General features: G+C 64.9%; 25 protein-coding genes. 15 read left to right on the top strand and 10 right to left on the bottom strand.

The annotated features are described in order from the left end of the window. Nucleotides 1-1377 (bottom strand): uracil-xanthine permease family protein, encoded by a 1377-nt coding sequence (locus K8U54_RS11150; RefSeq protein WP_434059997.1) that lies wholly within the window; start codon nucleotides 1375-1377, stop codon nucleotides 1-3. A 293-nt stretch (nucleotides 1378-1670) separates the two neighbouring features. Between K8U54_RS11150 and tauA the strand changes: the two genes are divergently transcribed. The 4 genes from tauA (at nucleotide 1671) to tauD (ending at nucleotide 5184) form a co-directional block, all read left to right on the top strand. After that, complete coding sequence (tauA, locus tag K8U54_RS11155) at nucleotides 1671-2654, top strand: taurine ABC transporter substrate-binding protein (protein WP_434059998.1); 984 nt, start codon at nucleotides 1671-1673, stop codon at nucleotides 2652-2654. Nucleotides 2655-2721: 67 nt separating this feature from the next. Next, nucleotides 2722-3510, top strand: a complete 789-nt coding sequence (locus tag K8U54_RS11160; protein WP_249910179.1) for a taurine ABC transporter ATP-binding protein — start codon at nucleotides 2722-2724, stop codon at nucleotides 3508-3510. Then, the gene (gene tauC, locus K8U54_RS11165) at nucleotides 3500-4315 is read left to right on the top strand and encodes a taurine ABC transporter permease TauC (RefSeq protein WP_249910180.1); all 816 of its coding nucleotides are present in this window, start codon (nucleotides 3500-3502) and stop codon (nucleotides 4313-4315) included. Before K8U54_RS11160 ends, tauC begins: the two co-directional genes overlap by 11 nt. A gap of 5 nt (nucleotides 4316-4320) precedes the next feature. Continuing rightward, nucleotides 4321-5184 (top strand): taurine dioxygenase, encoded by an 864-nt coding sequence (tauD, locus tag K8U54_RS11170; RefSeq protein WP_249910181.1) that lies wholly within the window; start codon nucleotides 4321-4323, stop codon nucleotides 5182-5184. A gap of 396 nt (nucleotides 5185-5580) precedes the next feature. Here the strand turns inward: tauD and K8U54_RS11175 are convergent, their stop codons facing one another. The 3 genes from K8U54_RS11175 to K8U54_RS11185 form a co-directional block, all read right to left on the bottom strand. Then, entirely contained in the window at nucleotides 5581-8043 is a 2463-nt protein-coding gene (locus K8U54_RS11175) for a TonB-dependent siderophore receptor (RefSeq protein ID WP_249910182.1), read from the bottom strand. 146 nt (nucleotides 8044-8189) lie between these two features. Further along, nucleotides 8190-9149, bottom strand: a complete 960-nt coding sequence (locus K8U54_RS11180) for a FecR domain-containing protein (RefSeq protein ID WP_249910183.1) — start codon at nucleotides 9147-9149, stop codon at nucleotides 8190-8192. Further along, nucleotides 9146-9664, bottom strand: coding sequence for a sigma-70 family RNA polymerase sigma factor (locus K8U54_RS11185; protein WP_249910184.1), 519 nt, complete (start codon nucleotides 9662-9664; stop codon nucleotides 9146-9148). The genes K8U54_RS11180 and K8U54_RS11185 overlap by 4 nt, the downstream gene beginning before the upstream one ends. Before the next feature lie 239 nt (nucleotides 9665-9903). On the opposite strand from K8U54_RS11185, the gene K8U54_RS11190 reads away from it, so the two are divergent. The 4 genes from K8U54_RS11190 (at nucleotide 9904) to K8U54_RS11205 (ending at nucleotide 12124) form a co-directional block, all read left to right on the top strand. Then, on the top strand, nucleotides 9904-10119 hold the full coding sequence (locus tag K8U54_RS11190; RefSeq protein WP_013789361.1) for a dodecin: 216 nt from the start codon (nucleotides 9904-9906) through the stop codon (nucleotides 10117-10119). A 115-nt stretch (nucleotides 10120-10234) separates the two neighbouring features. Then, complete coding sequence (locus K8U54_RS11195; RefSeq protein ID WP_249910185.1) at nucleotides 10235-10456, top strand: DUF1161 domain-containing protein; 222 nt, start codon at nucleotides 10235-10237, stop codon at nucleotides 10454-10456. 160 nt (nucleotides 10457-10616) lie between these two features. Next, nucleotides 10617-11612, top strand: coding sequence for an LLM class flavin-dependent oxidoreductase (locus tag K8U54_RS11200; RefSeq protein WP_249910186.1), 996 nt, complete (start codon nucleotides 10617-10619; stop codon nucleotides 11610-11612). A gap of 86 nt (nucleotides 11613-11698) precedes the next feature. After that, the gene (locus K8U54_RS11205; protein ID WP_249910187.1) at nucleotides 11699-12124 is read left to right on the top strand and encodes an OsmC family protein; all 426 of its coding nucleotides are present in this window, start codon (nucleotides 11699-11701) and stop codon (nucleotides 12122-12124) included. 62 nt (nucleotides 12125-12186) lie between these two features. On the opposite strand, the gene K8U54_RS11210 is transcribed toward K8U54_RS11205, so the two are convergent. Then, nucleotides 12187-12606 carry a hypothetical protein gene (locus K8U54_RS11210; RefSeq protein ID WP_070885797.1) on the bottom strand — a complete coding sequence of 140 codons (420 nt, stop codon included), beginning with the start codon at nucleotides 12604-12606 and terminating at the stop codon, nucleotides 12187-12189. A gap of 90 nt (nucleotides 12607-12696) precedes the next feature. On the opposite strand from K8U54_RS11210, the gene K8U54_RS11215 reads away from it, so the two are divergent. Both K8U54_RS11215 and K8U54_RS11220 read left to right on the top strand, forming a co-directional pair. Continuing rightward, nucleotides 12697-13785: an aminopeptidase gene (locus K8U54_RS11215; protein ID WP_249910188.1), complete on the top strand. Its 1089-nt coding sequence runs from the start codon at nucleotides 12697-12699 to the stop codon at nucleotides 13783-13785. A gap of 34 nt (nucleotides 13786-13819) precedes the next feature. Beyond that, nucleotides 13820-14074: a DUF1161 domain-containing protein gene (locus tag K8U54_RS11220; RefSeq protein WP_249910189.1), complete on the top strand. Its 255-nt coding sequence runs from the start codon at nucleotides 13820-13822 to the stop codon at nucleotides 14072-14074. 20 nt (nucleotides 14075-14094) lie between these two features. Here the strand turns inward: K8U54_RS11220 and K8U54_RS11225 are convergent, their stop codons facing one another. The 3 genes from K8U54_RS11225 to K8U54_RS11235 form a co-directional block, all read right to left on the bottom strand. Further along, nucleotides 14095-14742: an HAD family hydrolase gene (locus tag K8U54_RS11225; RefSeq protein ID WP_249910190.1), complete on the bottom strand. Its 648-nt coding sequence runs from the start codon at nucleotides 14740-14742 to the stop codon at nucleotides 14095-14097. Nucleotides 14743-14805: 63 nt separating this feature from the next. After that, the gene (locus K8U54_RS11230) at nucleotides 14806-15768 is read right to left on the bottom strand and encodes a hypothetical protein (protein WP_249910191.1); all 963 of its coding nucleotides are present in this window, start codon (nucleotides 15766-15768) and stop codon (nucleotides 14806-14808) included. Nucleotides 15769-15833: 65 nt separating this feature from the next. Beyond that, nucleotides 15834-16382 (bottom strand): hypothetical protein, encoded by a 549-nt coding sequence (locus tag K8U54_RS11235; protein ID WP_249910192.1) that lies wholly within the window; start codon nucleotides 16380-16382, stop codon nucleotides 15834-15836. Between the two features lie 563 nt (nucleotides 16383-16945). Here K8U54_RS11235 and K8U54_RS11240 point away from each other — a divergent pair. The 5 genes from K8U54_RS11240 to K8U54_RS11260 all read left to right on the top strand — a co-directional run bounded on the left by K8U54_RS11240 (nucleotide 16946) and on the right by K8U54_RS11260 (nucleotide 22321). Beyond that, nucleotides 16946-17551, top strand: coding sequence for a c-type cytochrome (locus K8U54_RS11240; protein ID WP_249910193.1), 606 nt, complete (start codon nucleotides 16946-16948; stop codon nucleotides 17549-17551). A gap of 152 nt (nucleotides 17552-17703) precedes the next feature. Continuing rightward, nucleotides 17704-18333, top strand: coding sequence for a thiol:disulfide interchange protein DsbA/DsbL (locus K8U54_RS11245; protein ID WP_249910194.1), 630 nt, complete (start codon nucleotides 17704-17706; stop codon nucleotides 18331-18333). Nucleotides 18334-18355: 22 nt separating this feature from the next. Further along, nucleotides 18356-19219, top strand: coding sequence for an endonuclease/exonuclease/phosphatase family protein (locus tag K8U54_RS11250; protein ID WP_249910195.1), 864 nt, complete (start codon nucleotides 18356-18358; stop codon nucleotides 19217-19219). Between the two features lie 2 nt (nucleotides 19220-19221). Next, the gene (locus K8U54_RS11255) at nucleotides 19222-21255 is read left to right on the top strand and encodes a GGDEF domain-containing protein (RefSeq protein ID WP_249910196.1); all 2034 of its coding nucleotides are present in this window, start codon (nucleotides 19222-19224) and stop codon (nucleotides 21253-21255) included. Nucleotides 21256-21415: 160 nt separating this feature from the next. Next, nucleotides 21416-22321, top strand: a complete 906-nt coding sequence (locus tag K8U54_RS11260) for a peptidoglycan DD-metalloendopeptidase family protein (protein ID WP_249910197.1) — start codon at nucleotides 21416-21418, stop codon at nucleotides 22319-22321. A gap of 15 nt (nucleotides 22322-22336) precedes the next feature. On the opposite strand, the gene K8U54_RS11265 is transcribed toward K8U54_RS11260, so the two are convergent. Both K8U54_RS11265 and K8U54_RS11270 read right to left on the bottom strand, forming a co-directional pair. Then, nucleotides 22337-23083 (bottom strand): endonuclease/exonuclease/phosphatase family protein, encoded by a 747-nt coding sequence (locus K8U54_RS11265; protein WP_249910198.1) that lies wholly within the window; start codon nucleotides 23081-23083, stop codon nucleotides 22337-22339. Between the two features lie 155 nt (nucleotides 23084-23238). Beyond that, a complete protein-coding gene (locus K8U54_RS11270; RefSeq protein ID WP_249910199.1) occupies nucleotides 23239-23997 on the bottom strand; it encodes a hypothetical protein in 759 nt (252 codons plus the stop codon). Between the last annotated feature and the right edge of the window lie 78 nt (nucleotides 23998-24075).

The raw sequence follows: 24075 nt of genomic DNA on the forward strand, positions 1-24075 counted from the left end.
TTAGTCGTGGCGTTCGGCCTTGGCCGCGCTCTCCGGCAGGAACCAGTTGAGCACCAGCGCGCAGATGCCGCCGGTGGCCACGCCGGACTCCAGCACGTTGCGCAGGGCCGCCGGCATATGGGCGAGGAACTCCGGCACCTGGGAAACGCCGAGGCCGAGGGCCAGGGACACGGCGATGATCAGCAGCGCGCGACGGTCCAGTTCGATGCCGGCGAGGATGTTGATGCCCGAGGCCGCCACGGCGCCGAACATGACCATCGCCGCGCCACCGAGCACCGGCTCCGGCACCGCCTGGATCACACCGGCTACGGCCGGGAACAGGCCGAGAATCACCAGCACCAGGGCGATCCACACACCGATATGGCGGCTGGCGATGCCGGTCAGCTGAATCACCCCGTTGTTCTGGGCGAAAATCGAGCTGGGAAAGGTATTGAACACGCCGGCCAGCAGCGAATTGACGCCGTTGACCAGCACGCCGCCCTTGATGCGTTGCATCCACAGCGGGCCTTCCACCGGCTGGCGCGACACCTTGCTGGTGGCGGTCACATCGCCGATGGCTTCCAGGGACGTCACCAGGTAGATCACCAGCATCGGGATGAACAGGCTCCACGAGAAGCCCAGGCCGAAGTGCAGCGGCGTCGGCACCTGGAACAGCTCGGCCTGGTGCATGCCGGTGAAGTCCAGGCGGCCCAGGTAGCCGGCCAGCGCGTAGCCGACCAGCAGGGCGATGACGATGGCGCAACTGCGCAGCCACACCACCGGGATGCGATTGAGCACCACGATCACCGCCAGCACCACGCCGGACAGCAGCAGGTTCTCGCCGTTGGCGAAGGTGCCATTGGCCATCGCGCCATAGCCGCCGCCCATGCTGATCAGGCCGACCTTGATCAGCGTCAGGCCGATCATCAGCACCACGATGCCGGTCACCAGCGGGGTGATCAGCTTCTTCACGAACGGCAAAATGCGCGAGATGCCGATCTCCACGAACGAGCCGGCGATCACCACGCCGAAGATCGCCGCCATCACGCCTTCCACCGGCGTGCCCTGCTTGACCATCAGCGCGCCGCCGGCGATCAGCGGGCCGACGAAGTTGAAGCTGGTGCCCTGCACCACCAGCAGGCCCGCGCCCAGCGGCCCGAAGCGACGGCATTGCACGTAGGTGGCGATGCCGGAAATCACCAGGCTCATGGACACGATCAGGTTGGTGTCGCGGGCCGACACGCCCAGTGCCTGGCAGATCAGCAGGCCTGGCGTGACGATCGGCACGATGATCGCCAGCAGGTGTTGCAGGGCGGCGAGGATCGCCACCAGCGGGCGCGGGCGGTCTTCGAGGCCGTAGATCAGTTCGCCGTTACGCGGGGAGTCACCTGGTTGCATGGTCGTGATCGCCTGGAAAAGCGGCGGATTCTACTGCCTGGGCCGGGCAATCCCAAGAGGCGGTCGTCAGGGCAGCGGGGTACGAGCGGCACGTCGGCGGTGGCGCCTTGCGAGTCGACAGAAGCTCAGCCGGGCAAGCGCTGCGGCTCTGGCTCGCGGCTGTCATCGACGGCTCTAAGCTAATCGTAAAATGTTATTGGAGAGATATTTCTTATAACCATAAATTTCTCGAACAGCGCCACCGAGGCGTATGGCAGCCGGGACAGCCTGGTGCCCTTTGCGAGGAGTTGCCCATGAAACACGCCATCAAGACCCTGCTGCTCGCCGTCGTGGCTGCCACCAGCCTGCAGGCCCAGGCGGCCGATATCGTGATTGGCTACCAGACCGGCGTCGACCCATCCAAGGTCGCCCAGGCCGACGGTGCCTACGAGAAGGCCATCGGCGAAAAGCTCGACTGGCGACGCTTCAATTCCGGGCCCGAAGTGGTGACCGCCCTGGCCTCCGGTGACGTGCAGATCGGCAACCTCGGCTCCAGCCCGCTGGCCGCGGCCACCTCGCGCAAATTGCCGCTGGTGACCTTCCTGGTCGCGGCGCAGATCAACGCCGCCGAGGCCCTGGTGGTGCGCGACGGCAGCGGTATCGACACCCCCGAGCAACTGGTCGGCAAGACCATCGCCACGCCGTTCGTGTCCACCTCCCACTACAGCCTGCTCGGTGCCCTCAAGCACTGGAACATCGACCCGAGCAAGGTGAAGATCGTCAACCTCAACCCCGCCGAGATCAACGCGGCCTGGAAGCGCGGTGACATCGACGGTGCCTTCGTCTGGTCGCCGGCCCTGGGCGAGATCAAGCGCAGCGGCAAGGTGCTGACCGATGCCGCCGAAGTCGGCAAGTGGGGCGCGCCCACCTTCGAGGTGTGGGTCGCTCGCAAGGATTTCGCCGAGCAGCACCCCGAGGTGCTGGCCAAGTTCGCTGGCGTGACCCTGGACGCCTTTGCCGACTACCAGGCCAACGCCGCCAAGTGGACAGCCGATTCCGAGCAGGCCAGGAAGATCGCCAAGCTGATCGGCGCCAATGCCGCCGACGTTCCCGAGCTGCTGGCCGGCTCGACCTACCCCGACGCGCAGCAGCAGGTGAGCGCCGAGCTGCTGGGCGGCGGCACCGCCAAGGCCACTGCGCGCACCGCCGAGTTCCTCAAGGAACAGAAGCGCATTCCCACCGTACTGCCGGACTATTCGCCCTATGTGAGCGCCGAGTACGTGCGCAAGGCGTTGTAACACCGAATCACCTTCACGACAGGTTTGCCCCTCCTCGGAGGGGCTTTTTTTAATCGAGGAGTCGACCATGAGCCGACTGAACGCCGAGCGGGTCAGCCTGAGCTTCACGCGCCGTGGTGATGCACAGGTGATCCTGGATAGCTTCGACCTGCAGATCGACAAGGGCGAGTCCGTGGTCGTGCTCGGCCCATCGGGCTGCGGCAAGTCCAGCCTGCTCAACGTGCTGGCCGGTTTCCAGCCGGTGGATGGCGGCCGGGTGCATATCGACGGCAAAACCCTGCAAGGCCCGGGCGGCGAGCGCGGCGTGGTGTTCCAGGACGACGCGCTGATGCCCTGGCTCGATGCTCTCGACAACGTCGCCCTGGGCCTGCGCCTGCGTGGCCTGGGCAAGGCCGAGCGCCATGCGCGGGCGCGGCAGGTGCTGGAGCTGGTGGGCCTGGGCAGCCATGCCCACCACCAGGTCGGCGAGTTGTCCGGCGGGCAGCGCCAGCGCCTGGGATTGGCGCGCGCCCTGGCAGTCGACCCGGATTTCCTGCTGCTCGACGAACCCTTCGGCGCCCTCGATGCACTGACCCGCGAACGTATGCAGGTGCTGCTGCTCGACGTCTGGAAGCGCACCGGCAAGGGCCTGTTCCTGATCACCCACAGCGTCGACGAGGCGCTGTTCCTGGCCACCGAGCTGATCGTGCTGGATGGTCCGCCCGCCCGTGCGGTGCTGCGTCGCCAGCTGCCTTTCGCGCGCCGTTACCTCGCTGGCGAGCCGGTGCGTTCGATCAAGGGTGACCCTGCCTTTGCCGAGCTGCGCCAGGAGCTGCTCGATGTCTTTCTTCAGGAGCCCGCCGACCATGCCTTCTGACGCCTTGCAAACGGATTTGAATAACCGTACCCGCCGTTCGGTGATCCGCCTCGACCGTCGCCAGGTGGCTGCCTTGGCTACCCTGGCAGCGTTGGTGGGCCTGTGGTGGCTGGCCACCCACCTGGGCTGGATCGACACCATCTTCCTGCCGGCGCCCGAGCAACTGCTGGTGGCCCTCGAGGGCTTGCTGCACGACGGCTACCTGGACGCCACCCTGTGGCAGCACCTGAGCACCAGCCTGTGGCGCGTGCTGGTGGCCTTGCTGGCGGCGGTGGTCACGGCGGTGCCGCTGGGCATCGCCATGGGCCTCAATCCGACCTTGAACGCTGCGCTCGACCCGCTGGTGGAGTTCTACCGGCCGATTCCGCCGCTGGCCTACCTGCCGTTGATGGTGATCTGGTTCGGTATCGGCGAGCTGTCCAAGGTGCTGCTCATCTACCTGGCGTTGTTCGCGCCGCTGCTGATCGCCACCGTGGGCGGCGTGCGCCGCGTCGACAAGGCGCGTATCCAGGCGGTGCGCTGCCTGGGCGCCAGCCGTCTGCAGGTGGTGCGCCACGTGATTCTGCCCAGCGCGTTGCCGGACATCCTCACTGGGCTGCGCATCGCTCTCGGGGTGGGCTGGTCGACGCTGGTGGCTGCCGAGCTGATCGCCGCCAACCAGGGCCTGGGTTTCATGGTGCAGTCCGCCGCGCAGTTCCTCGCCACCGATGTGGTGGTGGTCGGCATCCTGCTGATCGCCGGTATCGCCCTGACCATCGAGCTGGGTTTGCGGGCCTTGCAGAAACGTTTCGCGTCCTGGAGCTGACGATCATGAGCATCCAGTTCGAACGTCTCGGCCAGGCCCTCGGTGCTCGCGTCACCGGTATCGACCTGGCGCAGCCGCTGACGCCCGCCGCCCATCGGACGCTGCACCAGGGCCTGCTCGAGCACCAGGTACTGTTCTTTCGCGACCAGTTGCTGACGCCCGCCCAGCAGCGCAATGCCGCCGCGTTGTTCGGTGATCTGCATATCCATCCGCTCTACCCGAAGATCGAGGCGCAGCCGGAAATCCTCGTGCTGGATACCGACCTCAACGACCTGCGCGACAACGCCCTGTGGCATTCGGACGTGTCATTCATCCCGTCGCCGCCGCTGGGCTCGCTGCTCAGCGCCCGGCACGTGCCGCGCCATGGCGGCGATACACTGTGGGCCAGCTGCTCGGCGGCCTACGAGGCGCTGTCCGCGCCGATCCGCGGGCTGCTCGACGGCCTGACGGCGGTGCACGACCTGACCCTGTCGTTTCCGCTGGAGCGCTTCGGCAACACCCCGGATGCCCTGGAAAAATGGAACGCCGCCCGCGCCGCCAACCCGCCGGTGACTCATCCGGTGGTTCGCGTGCACCCGGAAACCGGGCGCAAGGGCCTGTTCGTCAGTGAGGCGTTCACCAGCCGTATCGTCGAGCTGGAGCCGGACGAAAGCACCGCGCTGCTGCAGCTGCTGTGCAAGCAGATCGCCCGGCCGGAATTCGCCGTGCGCTGGCAATGGCGCCAGGGCGATCTGGCCTTCTGGGACAATCGCCTGACCCAGCACTACGCCTGCGACGACTACCGTCCGCAGCGGCGCATCATGCACCGGGCGACGATTCTGGGGGATCGGCCTTATGGGCCTGGCGCGCAACGCCAGGCTGCACGATAAGATAGGCGGATCTCAAATGCGCAATCAGCGTGCTGATGGGGCAGCCATACCGGACCGGCCGGCCGCCTCGAGTCCGTGTGAGTGAACCGCTTTCAGGCCGCCGCTCTGATCGATTTCGTGCGGGTTCTCTGGTCGTGGCGCGCATTCGTAACTGCCGCCGCCCGCAATGAATGGAAGACCGTGGCTGGTCCGGCTGACGAAGGTGCAGGGCCCGTGCAGCTCGTTTGCCACCATCGCAAGCCTTGCGGTCATCGGCAAAGCGGTGTCATCGCGCGATGAAGACCGTGGTGCTCTCCTCGTGCCGATACGACCGGCCATGAATGAAAACGCAAACGGCGCGCCACGCAGGCACGCCGTCTGGCTCGAACGAGCTGTAGGGTTGGCCTCGACGCTTGGTCAGAAGTCGTAGCGCAGCGTCAGGTTGGCGTTACGCGACGCACCGTAATGGCCATAGCTCCCAGCCATCCCGGAGTAGTACTTCTCGTCGAAGACGTTCTCCAGATTTACCGTGGCGGCCAGGTGCTCGTCGATCTGGTAGCGGGCCATCAGGCTGGTGATGGCGTAGTCGTCCTGAGTGACGCGTGTGGCGACCTGCACGTTGCGAACCCGAGGGAAGAACACCGACGATTTGGAATTCCAGTTGACGCCACCGCCGACCGTCAACCTTTCCCACTCACCCGGTAGCCGGTAGGTGGTCCAGAAGCGGAACGTGTCCATCGGCAATTGCGTGGTAATGCGCGTGCCTTCGGCGTTCTCGGTGCGGGTGTGGCTATAGCCGGTCTGCACGTTCCAGCCTGGCGTTATTTCGCCTGCTACCTCCAGGTCGATGCCCTTGGTCTCGGCGCCCTGCTCGGCGCGGTACGCCGCAACCTCGGTGTTGCCCACGGTGCCGTCGGCCACCGCCACGTTGTCGCGCTTGACCCAGTACACCGCCGTATTGGCATTCAAACGGCCGCCGAAGAATTCGCCCTTCCAGCCCAGCTCGTAGTTCTTGCCGACCTCGGGGTCGAGCCCCGTGCCGTTGCGATCGATCGCCGACTGCGGCTTGAAGATGTCGGTGTAGCTGAGGTACACCGATTGCTCGGGGGTGAGGTCGTAGATCAAGCCGGCGTAGGGCGTGAGCACATCGGTTTCGGTGCGCTGGTCGGTGCGCAGGTAATCGAACGGCCCGTCCAGGTCGTAGGAGTGGATGTAGTAGTCGTAGTGATAGTCCGACACCCGCGCGCCTAGGATCAGGTGCCATTGATCGGTGAAGTTGAAGCGGCTGGCGACGAAGTAACCCTGCTGGCGAATCTTGATATCGAAGTCCATCGCGCCGGTGATGGGCGCCTCGGCGATCTGGTTGTCCCAGGTGTAGTAGTTGAACGAATCGATATCGCCCGAGAAGGCCTGGTGACCGTTGTGGTAGTCGGCGTAGTTGTAGCCGACCGCCAGGTCATGGGTGCGCCCCAGCAGCTCGAACGGGCCTTTCACGTTGATGTCCAGCCCACGCTGCACCTGCTTGACCGCGACGTCGGCACGTCCGGCCGAGGCATTGCCGGTGGCCTGGTCGATGAAGGTGTTGCTGGTCTGGCTGTCGTAGGTGGTGTTGGCCACGTCGCGCTTGATCTTCATGTGGTTGGCCACCACGCGCAGATCCCAGTCGTTGGCCAGGGCCTGTTCCAGGGTCGCGGTGTAGTTGGTGGTGTCGAATTTCTCGTACCCCCAGCGCGCGCCCGAGCTGCGGCTTCTGGAAAAATCGGTGGGCTGGCCATTGGTGTACAGCAGCGGCACGCCGGGCGAGCCGGTCGCCTTGTATTTCTGGTTGTCGACCCCCAAACGCAGCAGCGTGCTGTCGGTCAGGTCGCCTTCGATCACGCCGTAGAGAATTTCCCGGTCCTGGGTGTACCAGTCCATGTAGGTGTCGCTATCCTGCTTGGCGGCCACCAGCCGACCGCGTACGGTTTTCTCTGCGTTCAGCGGGCCGGACACGTCGGCTTCGCCGCGGTAGTTGTCCCAGGTTCCGGCGCTGCCCTGGATGTACGACTTGAACTCGGCGGTGGGTTTCTTGCGAATCAGGTTGACCACGCCGCTGGGGTCGCCGGCGCCGGTCATCAAACCGGTGGCGCCGCGCACGATCTCGATGTGGTCGTACAGCGCCATGTCCAACAGGGTGTTGGGCATGCTGCGGGTTTCGTTTTCCTGGATCGTGGTGACGCCGTCGAACTGGTAGGTGTTGATGGCGCTGCCACGGGCATAGATGTTGTAGCGCTCGCCGCCGTCCTGGGTCATGGTGATGCCGGGCGTACTTTTCAGCACATCGGTCATGCTCGCCAGATGCTGATCGTCCATGCGCTGACGCGTCACCACGGTGATGGTCTGCGGCGTTTCGCGGATCGACAGGTTCATCTTGGTGGCGGTGCTGGTCTGCGCGGTGGTGTACGAGTTCGTATCCTCGGTGGTCGCCCCCAGGCCATTGGATTGGATGGTGGTGGCGCCCAGTTCGAGCGCATTCGCGCTGTCCACCACCCTTTCCAATGCATAGTTGCCGCCGGTATCGAGAGCACGCAGGCCACTGCCTGCGAGCAGTTGCGCCAGGCCGTCGGCCACCGAGTAGCTACCATTGAGCCCCGGGCTGCGCTTGCCTGCGGTGAGCTGGGCATCGGTGGAAAGCAGGATGCCAGCCTCGCTGGCGAAGCGGTTCAGCGCCTGGTCCAGGTTGCCGGCAGCAATGGCGTAGTGGCGGGCCTGCTCGCTGGCGAACGCGGCGCTTGCCGGGACGGTGAGCAGCAGTGGGCCGCTGATGAGCAGGCCGGTGAACAGCGCGTGGCGAACCGCGAGGTGCAAGGGGGAGCGGGTCAAGGTGGGCAGATGCGGCATTCTGGATGATCCTCTTGAGAATGCTTCTTGGTCGAGTTCAAGAGGTATCCCGAACGGCGCCGCAGAACCGACAAGGCGTTGTGCAATTTTTTGTGGTGCCCAGTTCGAACACCCTCAACCCGCGCAGCGGTGTAACGGTGCAAGCGCTAAGTGGCAGGGCCGACCGTGACCCAGTAACGGGTCAGGCGATGAACCTTCACTGGCAGCGATTGCTGCAGCGCGGTCAACACGCGGTCGGTGTCGGCCAGGGGGAATACGCCTGTGAGCGCCAGGTTGGCGACGGCCGGGTCGCAGCGCAGAACGCCGGGGCGGTGGCGTGACAGCTCGGCGAGGAACTGAATCAGCGGCATGCGTTCGGCAATCAGACGGCCGTCGTGCCAGGCGATTGCATTGCTGTCGACCGCGGCTACCTCGCCCAGCTGCCAAGCCGAGAACCAGCGGCTCTGCCCGGCCTGCAGGCGTGCCGGAGAGAGATGACGCGGACGCAGCTCCAACTCGCCCTCGAACAGGGCGACCTGGCTGCCGCCGCGCTGCTGGTAGACGGAAAAACGCGTGCCCAGCGCCTGGATCTCGCCGGCTGCAGTTTCCACGATCAAGGGTCGCTGCGCCGGGTCATGGGCGCTGTCGAGCAGCAGCTCGCCGTCCAGCAGGCGGATACGCCGCTCGCTGGCGCTGAACAGGATATCCACCGCGCTGCCGCTGTTGAGGCTCAAACGACTGCCATCGGCCAGGGTGCGCTTCAGGCGTTCGCCAGTGCCGCTGCGCAGGTCAGCCATGGCCTCGCGCCAGGGCAGTTGCGTGTGGGCGAGATAACCGCTGCCGCCGGCCACCAACAGCACCCCCAGCAGCTTGAGCGCCTGCCGGCGACGCGCATCGGGCAGCTCGCGCAGCACGGCGCGGGCCGTGTCGCTCGGTACGCCGTTCAGGGTGCTCTGCAGATGTTCCAAGCGCTGCCAGGCGCGGCCGTGCTCCGGGTCGGCGGCACGCCATTCGCTGAATTGGCGTTTCTGTTCGTCATCCAGCTCGCCGCCCCACTGCAGCATCAGCCAGTGGCTCGCCTGCTCGACGATGGCGGGGGCAATGGGCGCTTCGCTGGCGCGGTTCATTCGGCGTAGAACACCTGATAGCAGGCGGCGATGGCGCGCAGCATGTATTTTTGCACCGAGCTGACGCTGACGTTCAGGCGCTCGGCAATCTGCGGGTAAGTCAGCCCTTCGAACTGCGACAGCACAAAGGCCTCGCGTACCCTGGCTGGCATTTCGTCGAGCATGGCATCGATCTGCAGCAGGGTTTCGATGACCATGGCGCGGGTCTCCAGCGACGGGGTTTGCGGCTCCGGTAGGGCGGCCAGGCTTTCCAGGAACGCCTGTTCGATGCGCTGGCGGCGCCATTGGTCGATGACCAGATTACGAGCGATCTGAGCCAGAAAGCGGCGACCTTCACCCTGCTGTGGCAAGCGTCGTGTCACCAGCAGCCGGAGGAAGGTGTCCTGGGCGATATCGGCGGCCCGCTCGCGGTCGCCCAGGCGACGACGCAGCCAGCCGCGCAACCAGCCATGGTGGTTGTGATAGAGCCTGTGTACGTCATCGTGTAGCGATGACGGCGGCAGAACGCTCGACACCCTGAACTCCCTGGCGCGCCAATGCAGATAAGAATTGATCGCGATTGTAGGGTAGCGGCCGATCTTTGCAAACGGGTAACGATGGAAAACCGTCCGTGCGTGGCATATACCGCCATCGCCCGCGGTAATGTGGCTCGGACTGCAAGAACACTCAAAAACCTGAACTTAGCAGTGCCCTCCAGTGACTGATTGATTAAGGGCAATCAGCCCATTCGTGTTTACCAGCCCTGGAGGCGGATATGTCGGATCATCACACTTACAAGAAGGTCGAGCTGGTTGGCTCGTCCACCTCGAGTATCGAAGATGCCATCAACAATGCCTTGGCCGAGGCCAGCAAGAGCATCCGGCATCTGGAGTGGTTCGAAATCACCGAAACCCGTGGTCATATCGCCGATGGTGCGGTGGCTCACTATCAGGTCACCTTGAAAGTCGGGTTCCGCATCGCCAACAGCTGATGGTGGCGAGCCAGGTTAGCTGCAGTCGCTCGCCATAACGGTGATCTGCGGCTTTATCGAGCCGGGCCATTTTCAGGCGCCCGGTGTTGTTCACTGTTACGAGGGAGCGTTTGTGATGAAGAAAGTGTTGTTTGCAGCAGGCCTGATGGCGCTCGCCGGTTCCGCTTTCGCGGCCAAAGACTGCGAGGAGCTCAAAGGCGAGATCGATGCGAAGATCCAGGCCAATGGCGTTTCGTCCTATACCCTGGAAATCGTCGACAAAGGCAGCGTGACCGATCGCCAAGTGGTCGGCACCTGCGGTGGCGACACCAAGGAAATCGTCTACCAGCGCAACTGATGACGATGGTCGAAAGCCGGCTCGCAGCTTCTGCGAAGCCGGCTTTTTACTGCCTGCGATTTGCCATGGAGTTGGCCTGAGTCGATTGGGAGGCGTAGGATAAGACCTACTGTTTTACTCGGGTAAGGCTCTGGCGTTATCCACCAGCAAGGGTTCTCTCATGTCCGCACTCGCGAAACTTCCTTTCTCCGTTCTCGACCTAGCGCCGATCCGCGACACCGGCAGCGCACAGCAGGCGCTGCACAACTCGCTGGCGCTGGCCCAGCATGTCGAGTCGCTGGAATTCAACCGTTTCTGGGTCGCCGAGCACCACAACATGGATGGCATCGCCAGCTCGGCGACCGCCGTGCTGCTCGGCTACCTGGCGGCCGGCACCTCGCGCATTCGCCTGGGGTCGGGCGGGGTGATGCTGCCCAACCACGCGCCACTGGTGGTCGCCGAGCAGTTCGGCACCCTGGCGACCCTGTATCCGGGCCGTATCGAGCTGGGTCTGGGGCGCGCGCCCGGGGCGGATCAATTCACCGCCCATGCGTTGCGCCGCGAGCGCTCCGGCAGCGCTGACGACTTTCCCCAGGATGTCGCCGAGCTGCAGCGTTACCTCGGCCCGCGCACACCCGATCAACGGGTCATCGCCGTGCCCGGCACCGGCACCAGCGTGCCGATCTGGCTGCTCGGCTCCAGCCTGTTCAGCGCCCAGTTGGCTGGTGAGCGCGGTTTGCCCTATGCCTTTGCCTCGCACTTCGCGCCGCGTTACGTGCACGAGGCGATTCGGGTTTACCGCAACGCCTTCCAGCCCTCCGAGGTGCTCGACAAGCCCTACGTGATGCTCGGTGTACCGTTGCTGGCCGCCGATACCGACGAGCAGGCGCAATACCTGGCCACCTCTGCCTACCAGCGCATTCTCTCGCTGATTCGCGGCCAGAGCCTGGTGCAGCGCCCGCCGGTGGAGTCGATGGAAGGCCTGTGGCTGCCCCACGAGCGCGATGCCGTAGGCAGCTTCCTGGGCATGGCGGTGATCGGCGGGCCGCAGAAGATTCGCGCGCGGCTGGAGGTGTTGCTGGAGCAGACCGAGGCCGACGAGCTGATCTTCACCTGCGACCACTATGATTTCGCCGACCGCCTGCACGCCTTCGACATCCTCGCCAGCCTGCGTTGATCGAGGCGGCACAGGACCAAAAAACTCGAACTTGCCTGGCCGCTGTCTCTCTGAATTCTGTACCCCTCATCAACAGGAGCAGCGAGATGAAGAAGACAGCATCGGCCCACTGGCAGGGCGGCATCAAAGACGGCAAGGGCACCATTTCCACCCAGAGCGGGGTGCTTTCCGAGCAGCCCTACGGCTTCAATACCCGCTTCGAAGACAAGCCCGGCACCAACCCGGAAGAGCTGATCGGTGCGGCCCATGCCGGCTGTTTCTCCATGGCGCTGTCCAAGGAGCTTGGCGAAGCAGGCATGACTGCCGACAGCATCGATACCAAGGCCGAAGTGACCCTGGACAAGCAGGACGGCGGCTTCGCCATCACTGCCGTGCACCTGTCGCTCAAGGCGAGGATTCCGGGTGCTGATCGCGCCGCTTTCGAAAAAGCGGTGGAAACCGCCAAGACCGGTTGCCCGGTATCCAAGGTGCTGAACGCCGAAATCACCCTGGAAGTGGTGCTGGAAGCCTGATCGGCCTCCCTTATTCCAGCCGCTGAGCCGCCCCGCGTGGCTCAGCGGCTGTTCCACATCACTCAGAAACTGCCGCAGCGCAGATTCTTGCCCTGGGCCAACACGTTGCGCTCGGCATCGTAGAGCACCGCCTGACCGCGCATCACCACCGAGCGGGCTTCGACGCGATAGCGCTGGCCGGCCTTGAAGTCGTCATAGCGAATGCGGATGTCACAGGTCAGTTGCTGGGGCTCGGACATCATCGAGGCGCCACCGCCGCCGGCCACTTCGAAGCGATAGCGCATTTCCAGCTCATGGGCCCCAGGGGTCACCTGAAAGTAGCGACCGTCATTGACCCGCTCGCGGTCCAGGCGCTCGGCCATCAGCAGGTCGATGCCTTCGCCCTTGAGGTCGATCCAGGCCATGTTCGGGTCGGCGGGTGGCAGCGGCGACGCGCAGGCACCGAGGAGCAACAGGCTGGCAAGCAGTAGGGGCTGGCGCATCGAAGTGTCTCCGGTAGGCGATTGTGCAGATGCAGCAGTATCGCGCAAAGCAGGCGCGACTTCGCGGTAGGATGAGGCGCCTACCCTTACATGACGACGGCCATGCTCGAGCAGTGCACCTCTCTTCTTGTCGACCTGCCGCGCCGCGCTGCGGTTCCCCTGCTGGCGCTGCTGCTGACCGGCTGCAGCACGGTCGATTACTACGGGCAACTGGCGCGCGGGCAACTGCAACTGCTCAATGCCCGGCAACCGGTGCAGGCCGTGATCGATGACCCGGCGACCGATGCACAGGTGCGTCAGCGCCTGGTTCTATCCCAGCAGGCCCGCCGGTTCGCCAGTGCGCATCTGGCCCTGCCGGATAACCGCAGCTACCGGCTGTATGCCGATCTGCAGCGGCCGTTCGTGGTATGGAATCTGTTTGCAACGCCCGAGTTTTCGTTGCAGCCGCAACTGCACTGTTTTCCGATTGCCGGCTGCGTGGCCTACCGCGGGTTCTATGAGCAAAACCGTGCGCGGGGTGCGGCGGCCTTGCTCGAGGCGCAGGGCCTGGACACCTACCTGGGCGGCGTGGAAGCCTATTCGACCCTGGGCTGGTTCGATGACCCGATCCTCAACACCATGCTGCGCTGGAGCGACGAGCGATTGGTCGCCGTGATCTTCCATGAGCTGGCGCACCAACGGTATTACCTGGCCGGCGATACGGCGTTCAACGAGTCCTATGCCACCTTCGTCGAGCAGGAGGGGCTGCGGCAATGGCGCGCCGCACGTGGCCTGCCGGCCGCCAAGACGCTCGACGTGCAGCCGCGCGAGCAGTTCAGCGAGCTGGTACTGGCCAGCCGCGCACGGCTGGAGAAACTCTACGCCAGCGGCCTGGAAGCCGACGCCATGCGTGCCGGCAAACAGGCGGAATTCGAGCGCCTGCGCGCCGAGTATCGGCAACTGCGCACTCGCCAGTGGAACGGTGTGGGCTACTACGACGGCTGGATCAACGGCCCCATGAACAACGCCAAGCTGCTGCCGTTCGGGCTGTACGACCAGTGGGTCGCGGCGTTCGCCAGGCTGTTCGCCGAGGTGAACGGCGACTGGCCGACCTTCTACCGACGGGTCGCCGACCTGGGGTCGTTGCCGCCAACGCAACGGCTTATACAACTGCAGGCGCTGGACGCTGTCCGAGAGTAGGGTCAGAACCAACTAGACGCAGAGGAAGGTCGTGATGAGAGGATGGACGGCAGTGATGCTGGTGCTGGGCGTGACGAGCGGCAGCGCCTGGGCGGCGCCCAAGTCGTGCGAGGAGCTCAAGCAGGAAATCGAAGTGAAGATCCAGGCCGCGGGCGTGGCCAGCTATACCCTGGAAATCGTGCCAAACGAAGAGGTCGAGGACGACGCCATGGTGATCGGCACCTGCGACGGCGGCAGCCGCAAGGTGATCTATCAGCGCAACGACCTGACCGGCTCGCGGATGATGTAGCGGCCTGCGCCGCCACCCCTTCAGCCGGCGAAGGCCTGGCGCAGCTGCGCCAGGGTCTGCACATGGTGAGCCGGGCGCTCGCTGCTCAGCTCTTCCAGGCTACCGAACCCGTAACCGACCGCCACCGCCCGCACGCCGTTGCTATGGGCGCCGATCAGGTCATGCTTGCGATCGCCGATCATCAGCGTATCGGCCGGGTCGAGGCCTTCCTGTTCGAGCAGGTGGGCGATCAGCTCCACCTTGTTGGTGCGCGTGCCGCCCAGTTCGCTGCCGTAGATGGCCTTGAAGTAACGGGCGAAATCGAAGTGCCGGGCGATCTCGCTGGCGAACACCGTGGGTTTGCTGGTGGCGATGTACAGGGTGCGGCCCTGATCCTGCAGCAATTGCAGCAACTCGATCACGCCGTCGAATACCTGGTTCTCGTACAGCCCGACCTCGCGGAAGCGGTCACGGTAGTGATTCACCGCCTCCCAGGCGCGCGCCTCGCTGAGGCTGTAGGTGTGCATGAAGCACTGCAGCAGCGGCGGGCCGATGAAATGCTCCAGGGCCACCAGGTCGGGCTCGTGGATATCCAGTTTCGACAGCGCGTATTGCACCGAGCGGGTGATGCCCTCACGGGGGTCGGTAAGGGTGCCGTCGAGGTCGAAGAGAACGGTGCGCTGCTGCATGGTGGGGTATCCGCTGGCCTGAATCGGCGCGGATTGTCCCGCACCCCGAGGCGCCGCGGCAACTCAGGCCGCGAGCGGCCGGTAGAGCCAGCGCAGGCTCAGGTGGGTCAGCGGCCATAGCAGCGCCAGCAGCAGGACGCCGAACAGCACCATCAGCACCAGTACCAGAAATTCCGAGCCGGCATACAGGGCCACCAGCAACACGAAACCCAGCACGCCGGCCACCAGCAGCCAGATCGCCATGCACGCCAGGACGCTCACCAGCAGACGGCCGATGGCCAGCCGTGGCAACTGCGCCGGCAGGGAGCGGTGGGCGGCGATCAGCGCCACCAGGCCGTACACCACCCCGACAGCACTGCTGAGCCCCAGCATCCACTCCATGCCGTAGGGGCTGATGGCGGTGGAGGGCAGCAGCGTCAGCAGCTTGGTGTAGAACACGATGAACAGCAGGCCGAAGGCCAGCGCGGTTTCACCACGGCTTGTCCGGGTGAGGCCGCTCTGGAACTGGCCCGTGCGGCGCATCAGGTGCAGGCTCAGCCACAGCGGCAGCAGGGTCGCCAGCATGTAGGACACCAGGTTCAGTGGCAGCATGAGCAGGGTGGGCGAGAAGCCGCTGGCGTTCTCGTACAGCCAGGGCCCTATCTGCGCCCACAGCAGGTTGTAGAGCAGGCCGACCACGAAAATGGCCACCAGGTAGAGGCCCACGAACAGGGCGACAAGCCGCGCCGGGCGGCTGACATCCACCAGCGCGTATCGCTGCAGGTAGTAGCGGGCGAGCAGCAGCGCACTGCAGCCGTCGACCGCCAGGGCGCTGAGCCAATAGGCACCCAGCTGCCACAGGTTGTTCAGGTAAGCCTGGAAATGCTCCGGTTCCAGGGTCAGCCACATGATGACCCAGTGGATCACCAGGCTCGCCGTGCAACATGCCAGCGCCGTGAACAGCAGGCGCATGGGCAGTGGCGACGGCTGGCGAGCTTCATGGGAAGAGACCGGCTCGGCCGGATTGATCGCGTAGGGGTTGACCATGAAGGTTCCTGATCAGCCTGCAAGGGCTGGATTGTAGAGGTGGGTTTCACGTCGGTGTCCGGGCTTCAGCGCGACGGCGGCGGCAGCCATTGCGAACGGCCGAAGCGGCCGAGCAGCCAGGTGAGCGGCCACATGAAGGCCGACAGGATCAGCAGGTACTCCAGGAACCGAAAGGGCACCACCACCCAACTGCTCAGTTCATCCACCCGCTGGCCGCTGGCATCGACGAAGTGGAAATCGTAATTCACCCCGGTGCTGCCACCACCGTGGGTAACGATCTCCCGGGTCTGCAACTGCGCGCCAGCCGGGGCGAACAACCACTCCAGCGGCTTGTTGTAGGCCGGGTTTCCACGGGCATCGAGGAACATCCCTACATAGGCGGTGATGGCAATCAATACCGCCGCCGCCACTGGCTTCGCCCAGGTGATGCGGGCCTTGCAGGCAATCGCGGCGAACACCAGCAGGATCGCCGCGCTGGCCACGCCATCGATAAAGATCGCGCCCGTGAAGAACAGGTACAAGGCCAAACCGATCAGGCAGAAACCACCGATCACGGCGGCGGCGATGGCGAAGATGGAGAGAACCGTCAGGAAATTGGAACGTGGTTTTTTCATGGGGGGCAATTCTAGCCTAGGCCCTGGCAGAGCCTACACAGTGGCTCAGATTCGGTCGATGCGAGTTCACTTTAACGACTGGGCGTCACGTTATGGAGGCTTCAATCATGTGGCCAAGTATCCTTAATGCCCTTTGATTTCCGATATCGATACAGCCCCGCTCGCGCGCCCACCAATACGATGACAAATAGGCCGACAACCAGCCAGCTGTCGCCCAGGTAATGCTCCGGAACGCTGTATAGAGCCCAATATCTTCCCGACGCCGGCAAGCATTTCCTGTTCCTCATTGTCTTGCTGTCTGCAGGACGAATCTGCACGGGGGATTGATGCCGATCATTATCGGGCCTGCGGCGCTGAGCAATCATGGCGGGTGCCGAGTGGGTAACCAGGCTGTTAGGGTGCAGGGCAGGGGGTGTGCCGAGCGGCGCGTTATCCCCGGGCCATGCCGCCCCAAGGTTCGTGCAGAAACGCGCGCGGCTTGAGTCTTTTCGCACTGCCGTGCATGACAGGGCGGGCGGAACGCCCCGGTTCATAACACTTCTCTTAGCCGTTTGGATGAGCTGATGAACAAGACAATAGTGAGTCTGCTGCTGGCGCTGGGCCTGGCCGGGGCGGCCCAGGCGGCGGGTGATCCGGCCGCGGGACAGGCCAAGGCCGTGGTATGCGGGGCCTGTCACGGAGTCGATGGCAACAGCGCACTGGCCAATTTCCCCAAGCTGGCCGGCCAGGGTGAGCGCTACCTGCTCAAGCAGATGCAGGACATCAAGTCCGGCGCCCGTCCGGTGCTGGAAATGACCGGCATGCTCGAGCCGCTGAGCGAGCAGGACATGGCCGATGTCGCCGCCTACTTCGCCAGCCAGAAGATCAGCGTGGGCGCGGCCGACGCGGCGCTGGTCGAGCGTGGCCAGGCTCTGTTTCGCGGCGGCAAGCTGGCCGAGGGCATGCCGGCCTGTAGCGGTTGCCACTCGCCCGATGGCAGCGGTATCGCCACGGCGGGCTACCCGCACCTGGGTGGCCAGCACGCCGATTACATCGCCAAGCAGCTGACCGCCTTCCGTGAAGGCGAGCGCAGCAACGACGGCGACGCCATGATCATGCGCGACATCGCCGCCAAGCTCAGCAACAAGGATATCGAGGCGCTGTCGAGCTATGTTCAGGGCCTGCACTGAGGCGCTGATCGGCTTTTGCCTGGTGGTGAACAAAAAGGGTGGCGATGGCCACCCTTTTTCGCTGTCGAGCCCGCTACAATGAGAGGAACCTGCCGGGTGGCGACCAGTCGAACCAGAGCTGTCCGCAGCACCTTCATCGTTAGGAGTCATGCATGCGTAATCTGATCCTTTCCGCGGTCCTGGCCACTGCCAGCCTGTTCGGCGTTAGCGCCCACGCCGCCGATATCGAGGCCGGCAAGCAGTACGTCGAGCTGAGCAATCCGGTACCGATTTCCAAGCCCGGCAAGATCGAGGTCGTCGAGCTGTTCTGGTACGGCTGCCCGCACTGCTACCAGTTCGAACCGACCCTCAACCCCTGGGTCGAGAAGCTGCCGGCCGACGTCAACTTCGTGCGCATTCCCGCCCTGTTCGGTGGCCTGTGGAACGCCCATGGGCAGATGTTCATCACCCTGGAAAGCATGAAGGTCGAGCACAAGGTGCACGACGCCGTGTTCCGCGCCATCCACAAGGAAGGCCGCAAGCTGGCTACCCCGGAAGAAATGGCGGATTTCCTGGTCACCCAGGACATCGACCGTGACGCCTTCCTCAAGGCCTACAATTCCTTTGGCGTGAAAAGCCAGATGGAAAAGGCCAAGAAACTGGCCATGGCCTACCAGATCAATGGCGTACCGGTGATGATCGTCAACGGCAAGTACCGCTTCGACATCTCCAGCTCGGGTGGCCCGGAGCAGACCCTGGAGGTCGCCGATCACCTGATCGCCAAAGAGCGCGCCGCCAAGTAATCGATCTATCGGAGCGCCTGCCATGCTGCGTCGCCGCTCGATGCCCCGTCAGGCTGGCCTGTGCGATCCACAGGTCAACCCCGACTGCACCCCGGACAGCGAGTGGCCGCAGGATGGACGCTTGCGGCTGCTCAGCTTCAACATTCAGGTCGGTATCAGTACCGAGCGCTATCACCATTACCTGACCCGCGGCTGGCAGCACCTGCTGCCGCATCAGGGCCGTGCCGGCAACCTGCAGCGCATCGGCGACCTGCTCGGCGATTACGACATCGTCGCCCTGCAGGAGGCCGACGGTGGCAGCGTGCGCTCCGGCTTCATCAACCAGGTCGAGCACCTGGCGCGCATGGGGGCCTTCCCCTACTGGTACCAGCAGCTCAACCGCAACCTGGGGCGTTTCGCCCAGCACAGCAACGGGCTGCTCAGCCGCCTGCGGCCGACCCTGCTGGAGGATCACCCGCTGCCCGGCCCGGCCGGCCGCGGCGCGATCCTGCTGCGCATCGGCGAGGGTGACGACGCCGTCGCCGTGGTGATGATGCACCTGGCGCTGGGGGCGCGTACCCGCACCCGGCAGCTGGCCTATATCCGTGAGCTGATCGGCGGCTATCGCCACCAGATTCTCATGGGCGACATGAACACCCACGCCATCGACCTGCTGGAGCATTCGCCGCTGCGCGATCTCGGCTTGCTCGCCCCGCAGGTCGAGGCGACCTTTCCGAGCTGGCGCCCGCAGCGCTGTCTCGACCATATTCTGCTCAGCCCCGGTCTGGAGCTCGAGCGCTTTCAGGTACTGGCGCAGCCGATCTCCGACCACCTGCCGGTGGCCGTGGAAATCCGCCTGCCCAATGCCCTGACGCCACCGTTGACGCCCCGTGTACAGGAGCCCTGAGCATGGCCGACGACGCCAAACGCTGGCGCGAGAAGTACCTTGCCAATATCGAGCAGCAGGAAAAGCTCGAACGCCGCTGGGACATGCGCATCGACCTGCTGCGTCGCGGGCTGGTGCGCAGCAGCCTGGCCGCCGAGGGTGCTGACAAGGCGGTTGACCAGTGCATGCAGGATCTGCGCGAGATCCTGCGCCGCGACGACATGGACGCCGGCCTCAGTGCCCTGATCCCGCGCCTGGAAAAGACCGTCCTGGATTCCGAGCAGCGCCGCCAGCAGCGTATCGAGCAGGTGGCCACGGGCCTGGCGAGCCTGGTCGCGCAGTTGCTGAAGATGGATCTGCCGGGTGACGTGCGCAAGCCGCTCAAGCGCTATGCCAAGCAGGTCGAGGAGCGGGCCCGCCAGTCCCGGGAAATGCCCGCCCTGCTGGCCGAACTGAGCCAGTTGCAGCAGCAGGCGCTACAGGCGCTGGGTGGCGAGCAGGTCGAGCGGCCGGGGTTTATCGAGCGGCTGTTCGGTAGCCGCGATAGCGCCAGCCCGGCAGCCAATGCTGAGTCTGCTGCTTCGCCTGCGCCGCTTGAGCCGAGCCAACACACCGCGACCACCTACGACGAGGACGAATCGGTCGAGCAGCCGGTCGCCGAGCGAGCGGCGGCTGAGCCGCAAGCGCAAACCCTAACGACTCCAGTAGAGGTAGCACCGGCGGTTATCGCCGAAGCGTCGCCATCGCCATCGTCATCGCTGGAAGCTCCCCCGCAGCCCGCCCCCGTCGCGGCCAGCGCGCCTGCTGCCGTCAGCCGCGTGATGCTGGACAGCCTGCCGCTGTCGTCCGCTTTGCTGATGCCGTCGCCCGTGGCCAAGGCGGCTGCCGAGCCGGCCAACGAGAGCGTCGCCATAGCGGAGCCCGCTGAGCAAGCAGCGCTCGAGGCTGTCGTCGTTAACGCGGCAGTTCCGGCCGATCCCGACTATGCGCTGCCGCCGGCACCCGAACCGGGCTACAGCGCCATCGCCAGTCATGTGGAAGGCAGCCTGCTGAAGCTGCTGGAAGAGTTGCCGCTGCCCGAGCGGCACCAGGGCCAGGCCGAGGCGCTGCGCCAGCGCATCACCGCCGGGCTGAACATGTACGAGTTGGTGCCGGTACTCGATGACCTGGCGGTGCTGATGCTGGCCATCGCCGATGTCGGCCAGCGCGAATTCGAGGGCTACCTCAAGCAGCTCAACGAGCGCCTCGCCGCCTTTCAGGGCAGCCTGCAGGACGTGCACACCGACTACACCGATTCCGCCGAAGCGGCGCGCAGCCTGGACAGTGAGCTGCGCCAGCAGGTCGACGGCCTGCACAGCAGCGTGCAGGAGGCCACCGACCTAGACAACCTCAAGGAACTGGTGGAAAACCGCCTCAGCGGGCTGCTCGGCACCATGAGCCAGTACCAGCAGCAACGCGACGCCCGCGAGCTGCAGGTCGGCGAGCGCCTGCAGATCCTGGTCGACCGGGTGGCCAGCATGGAGCTGGAGGCCAAGGGGTTTCGCGATCATCTCGAAGAACAGCGCCAGAAGGCCCTGCTCGACCCGCTCACCGGGCTGCCCAACCGGGCGGCCTGGACCGAGCGCCTGGATCTCGAACTGGCGCGCCTGCAGCGTTATGGCGGCGACCTGCTGCTGGCGGTGCTGGATATCGATCACTTCAAACGCATCAACGACGACTACGGCCACCTGGCCGGCGACAAGGTGTTGAAGATCATCGCCGGCGAACTGTTCAAGCGGCTGCGCAAGACCGATTTCATCGCCCGCTTCGGCGGCGAAGAGTTCGTGCTGCTGGTTCCTTCCACGCCCATGGAGGGCGGATTGAAGCTGCTCGACACGCTGCGCTCGGCGATCGAGAACTGCCCGTTCCATTTCAAGGGCGAGCGGGTGACCATCACCCTGTCTGGTGGCATCAGTTCGTTCAGCAGCGCCGAGCGCAGCGAGCAGGTGTTCGAGCGCGCGGACCAGGCCCTGTACCGCGCCAAGCGCGGCGGGCGCAACCGGATCGAGGTGGGCTGAGGGCGGCTGCCGGCAGCGCGCGGCGGCATCGTGTGGGTTCTGTGCGCCAGGCACACCAGGCCTGTGCCGGTTGTCGCAAAGCGCAGCGCCGGCAGTCGCCCGGCCATCGAGACGCTGCTAGTCTTGCCCTGCCGAACACTTGATAACCAGATCGACTCTTATGCTAGGTACGCTAGGGCGCCTCTCACTGCTGCTGGGACTCGCTGCGCTCGCTTCTCAGGCGAATGCGCTGACCGTCTACAAGTACACCGATGCCAATGGCGTGGTCACCTACAGTGACCAGGCGGCGCCCGGTGCGAAGGTGTTCGTGTTCAGCGACCGCATGGTCGAGAAGCTCGACAACCAGGTGAAGCTGGAAACCCGCAAGCACGCCGCCGGCGAGACCCTGCTGGTGCGCAACGATCTGTATGCGCCGGTGCAGGTGGAGCTCAGGCTGGAGCAGCTGAGCAACGTCAGTGGTGCGCCGGGCAAACCGATCAACTGGGTCTTGCCGCCGCGCAGCGAGATCCGCCTGGCCACCCTGGCGCCGCTGGATCCTGCCAAGCCGCTGCGCTATACGCCGAAGCTCAATTACGCCCTCGGTGACCCGCGGCTGTTGCCGATCAGGCAGGCCTATCCGCTGCCGTGGCGCGGCGGGCCGTTTCGTCTGACCCAGGGTGCCAATGGCCAGTACAGCCACTTCACCCCCAAGGGCCGTTACGCCCTGGATATCGCCATGCCGGAAGGCACGCCGATCGTCGCGGCGCGCGCCGGCATGGTGGTCAAGACCGAGAACGACCAGAGTGGGCGTGGCACCAATCCCTCGGGCAACTTCGTGCGCATCCTGCATGACGACGGCACCATGGGTGTGTACCTGCACCTCATGCAGGGTTCGGTGAGCGTGCGCGAGGGGCAGCGTGTTGCGGTCGGCGCGCCGATCGGCCGCTCCGGCAATACCGGCAACAGCACCGGTCCGCACCTGCACTTCGTGGTACAGCGCAACGTGGGCATGGCGCTGGAGTCGATCCCCTTCGAGTTCGCCCAGCCGGTGGACAGCCTGCCCAATTTCGCCGTGGGTGGCGACTGAAACCTTCTGCCTCGGCTAGCTGGCCGTGCTCAGGCGGCAACTCACCGCGCAGTGGTCGGATACGCCGGTGGTCAGCCTGGCGTCATCCAGGCGGTAGTTCGGCGTATGGAACAGCCCGTCGACCATGAACGGAATGTCGCCGGCGCGGTGCAGCGAGCCGTCGATGCTGCTGGTGTAATGCGCCGGTATCCCGTCGATGAAGTGTTCGGCGATCAGGTCGAAGGTGGCGCGCCCGCGCGGTGCGTTGAAGTCGCCGGTCAGCAGCAGCCCGCCTGCTGCTGTGGCTTGCGCCTGGGCCAGGGCGATCAGCTTGCCGGCGCTCTCGCGCTGGTACGGCGTGGAGCTGCCGAACGGGGTGACGTTGAGATGGGTGACGGCGACGCGGAAACCATCGACCGTGGCGCTGAGCATCACTTCGGCGATGCTCAGCGGGTCGGCCATGCGCTTGCCCTCGAGGGTGACGAAGGCCATCTCCTGAATGCGCTCGGGGCTGCCCGAGTAGTACTCGGCCTTCAGGTTCGCCAGGGCGCCACCGCGGGCCAGCATGCCGACGCCCACCACGTTGGCGGGGCCTTCCTCGGGGTAGCGGGCCATGGGGGCGAAGGCCATGGCGCCGCCCATCAGGGCTTCGAAGAAGGGGATGTCGCGCTCGCAGAGTTCCTGCAGGCAGAGCAGCTCCGGGCGCTCACGCTCGATAAAGGCGGCGACCCGCGACAGGTGTCTGGAACGTTCGATATTGATGGAGGCGATGCTGAGCGACATGGGATCAGGGGGAGGCTGTGAGAGAGGCGTTGAAGGATTTCGTGGGCGCTGAAACGATGGCGCAGTATACCCGACGCCTGGCACCCAGGGCCGGTCTGCCCGGTGCTGAATGCAAATCGCCCGGCAAGCCGGGCGATTCGATTACGGCGGCGTGATCAGAACGCCAGGCCGACCTTCAGGCCAACCTGTTCCTGCTTGAGCTTGCTGTTTTCCGCCAGCACGCTGTCACTGTCGATCTTGTAGTTGGTGCGGGTGTAGTAGAGGCTGGTGCTGATCGGCAGGTTGTTGATGCCCTTGTTCCACAGCACGGTCAGCTCGGCGTACGGGTTGGCCTTGTCCTTCAGGTCGACGGTGTCGCTGCCTTCGCCGCTGACTTTCAGCTCGGCTTCGGCGTCGAGCGAGTAGCGTGCGCCGGCCTCCAGGCGCACGGTGTAGTCCGGGGTCAGGTAGTTGTAGCCGACGCCCGCCTTGGCGAACGGTGCCTTGCTGGTCAGCTTGACGTTGGTGTCGAACGGGCCGACGTCGTCCTGCTCGATACGGCCCCAGTCGTAGCCACCGCCGACGACGAAGTCGATGTAGTTGTTGGTGCTCAGCGCAGCGCGCAGGCCCAGGTCGATGTCGGCGCGGGCCGCCTTGTACTCGTCGTCGTCCTTCTCGCGGTACTGGCCTTCGATACCGGCCTGGTAGATGAAGCCCTCGTGACCCGTCAGTTTGTTGCCGAAGTTGTAGAACAGACCGCCCTGATTCAGACGCTCCTTGTCGCTTTCACCAAAGGTGCTCAATTTGTACTGGTTGTGCGAGCCGATCACACCGATGGTCGAAATCGGATCGGTGATCGAGTCGGCGTAGGCATGGGAAGCGCCGGCGAGGCACAGGGCGAGTAGGGTTTTCGAGGTGATTCCATTGATTTGCATGGCTGAATCCTTGGCAGTCTGTTTAGGTGACGGCGTGCACCGATCCCATCGATGCCCGCGGTGGACTGCCCGGCGCCA

The sequence above is a fragment of the Pseudomonas fulva genome (assembly GCF_023517795.1).
Taxonomy (GTDB): Bacteria; Pseudomonadota; Gammaproteobacteria; order Pseudomonadales; family Pseudomonadaceae; genus Aquipseudomonas; species Aquipseudomonas fulva_D.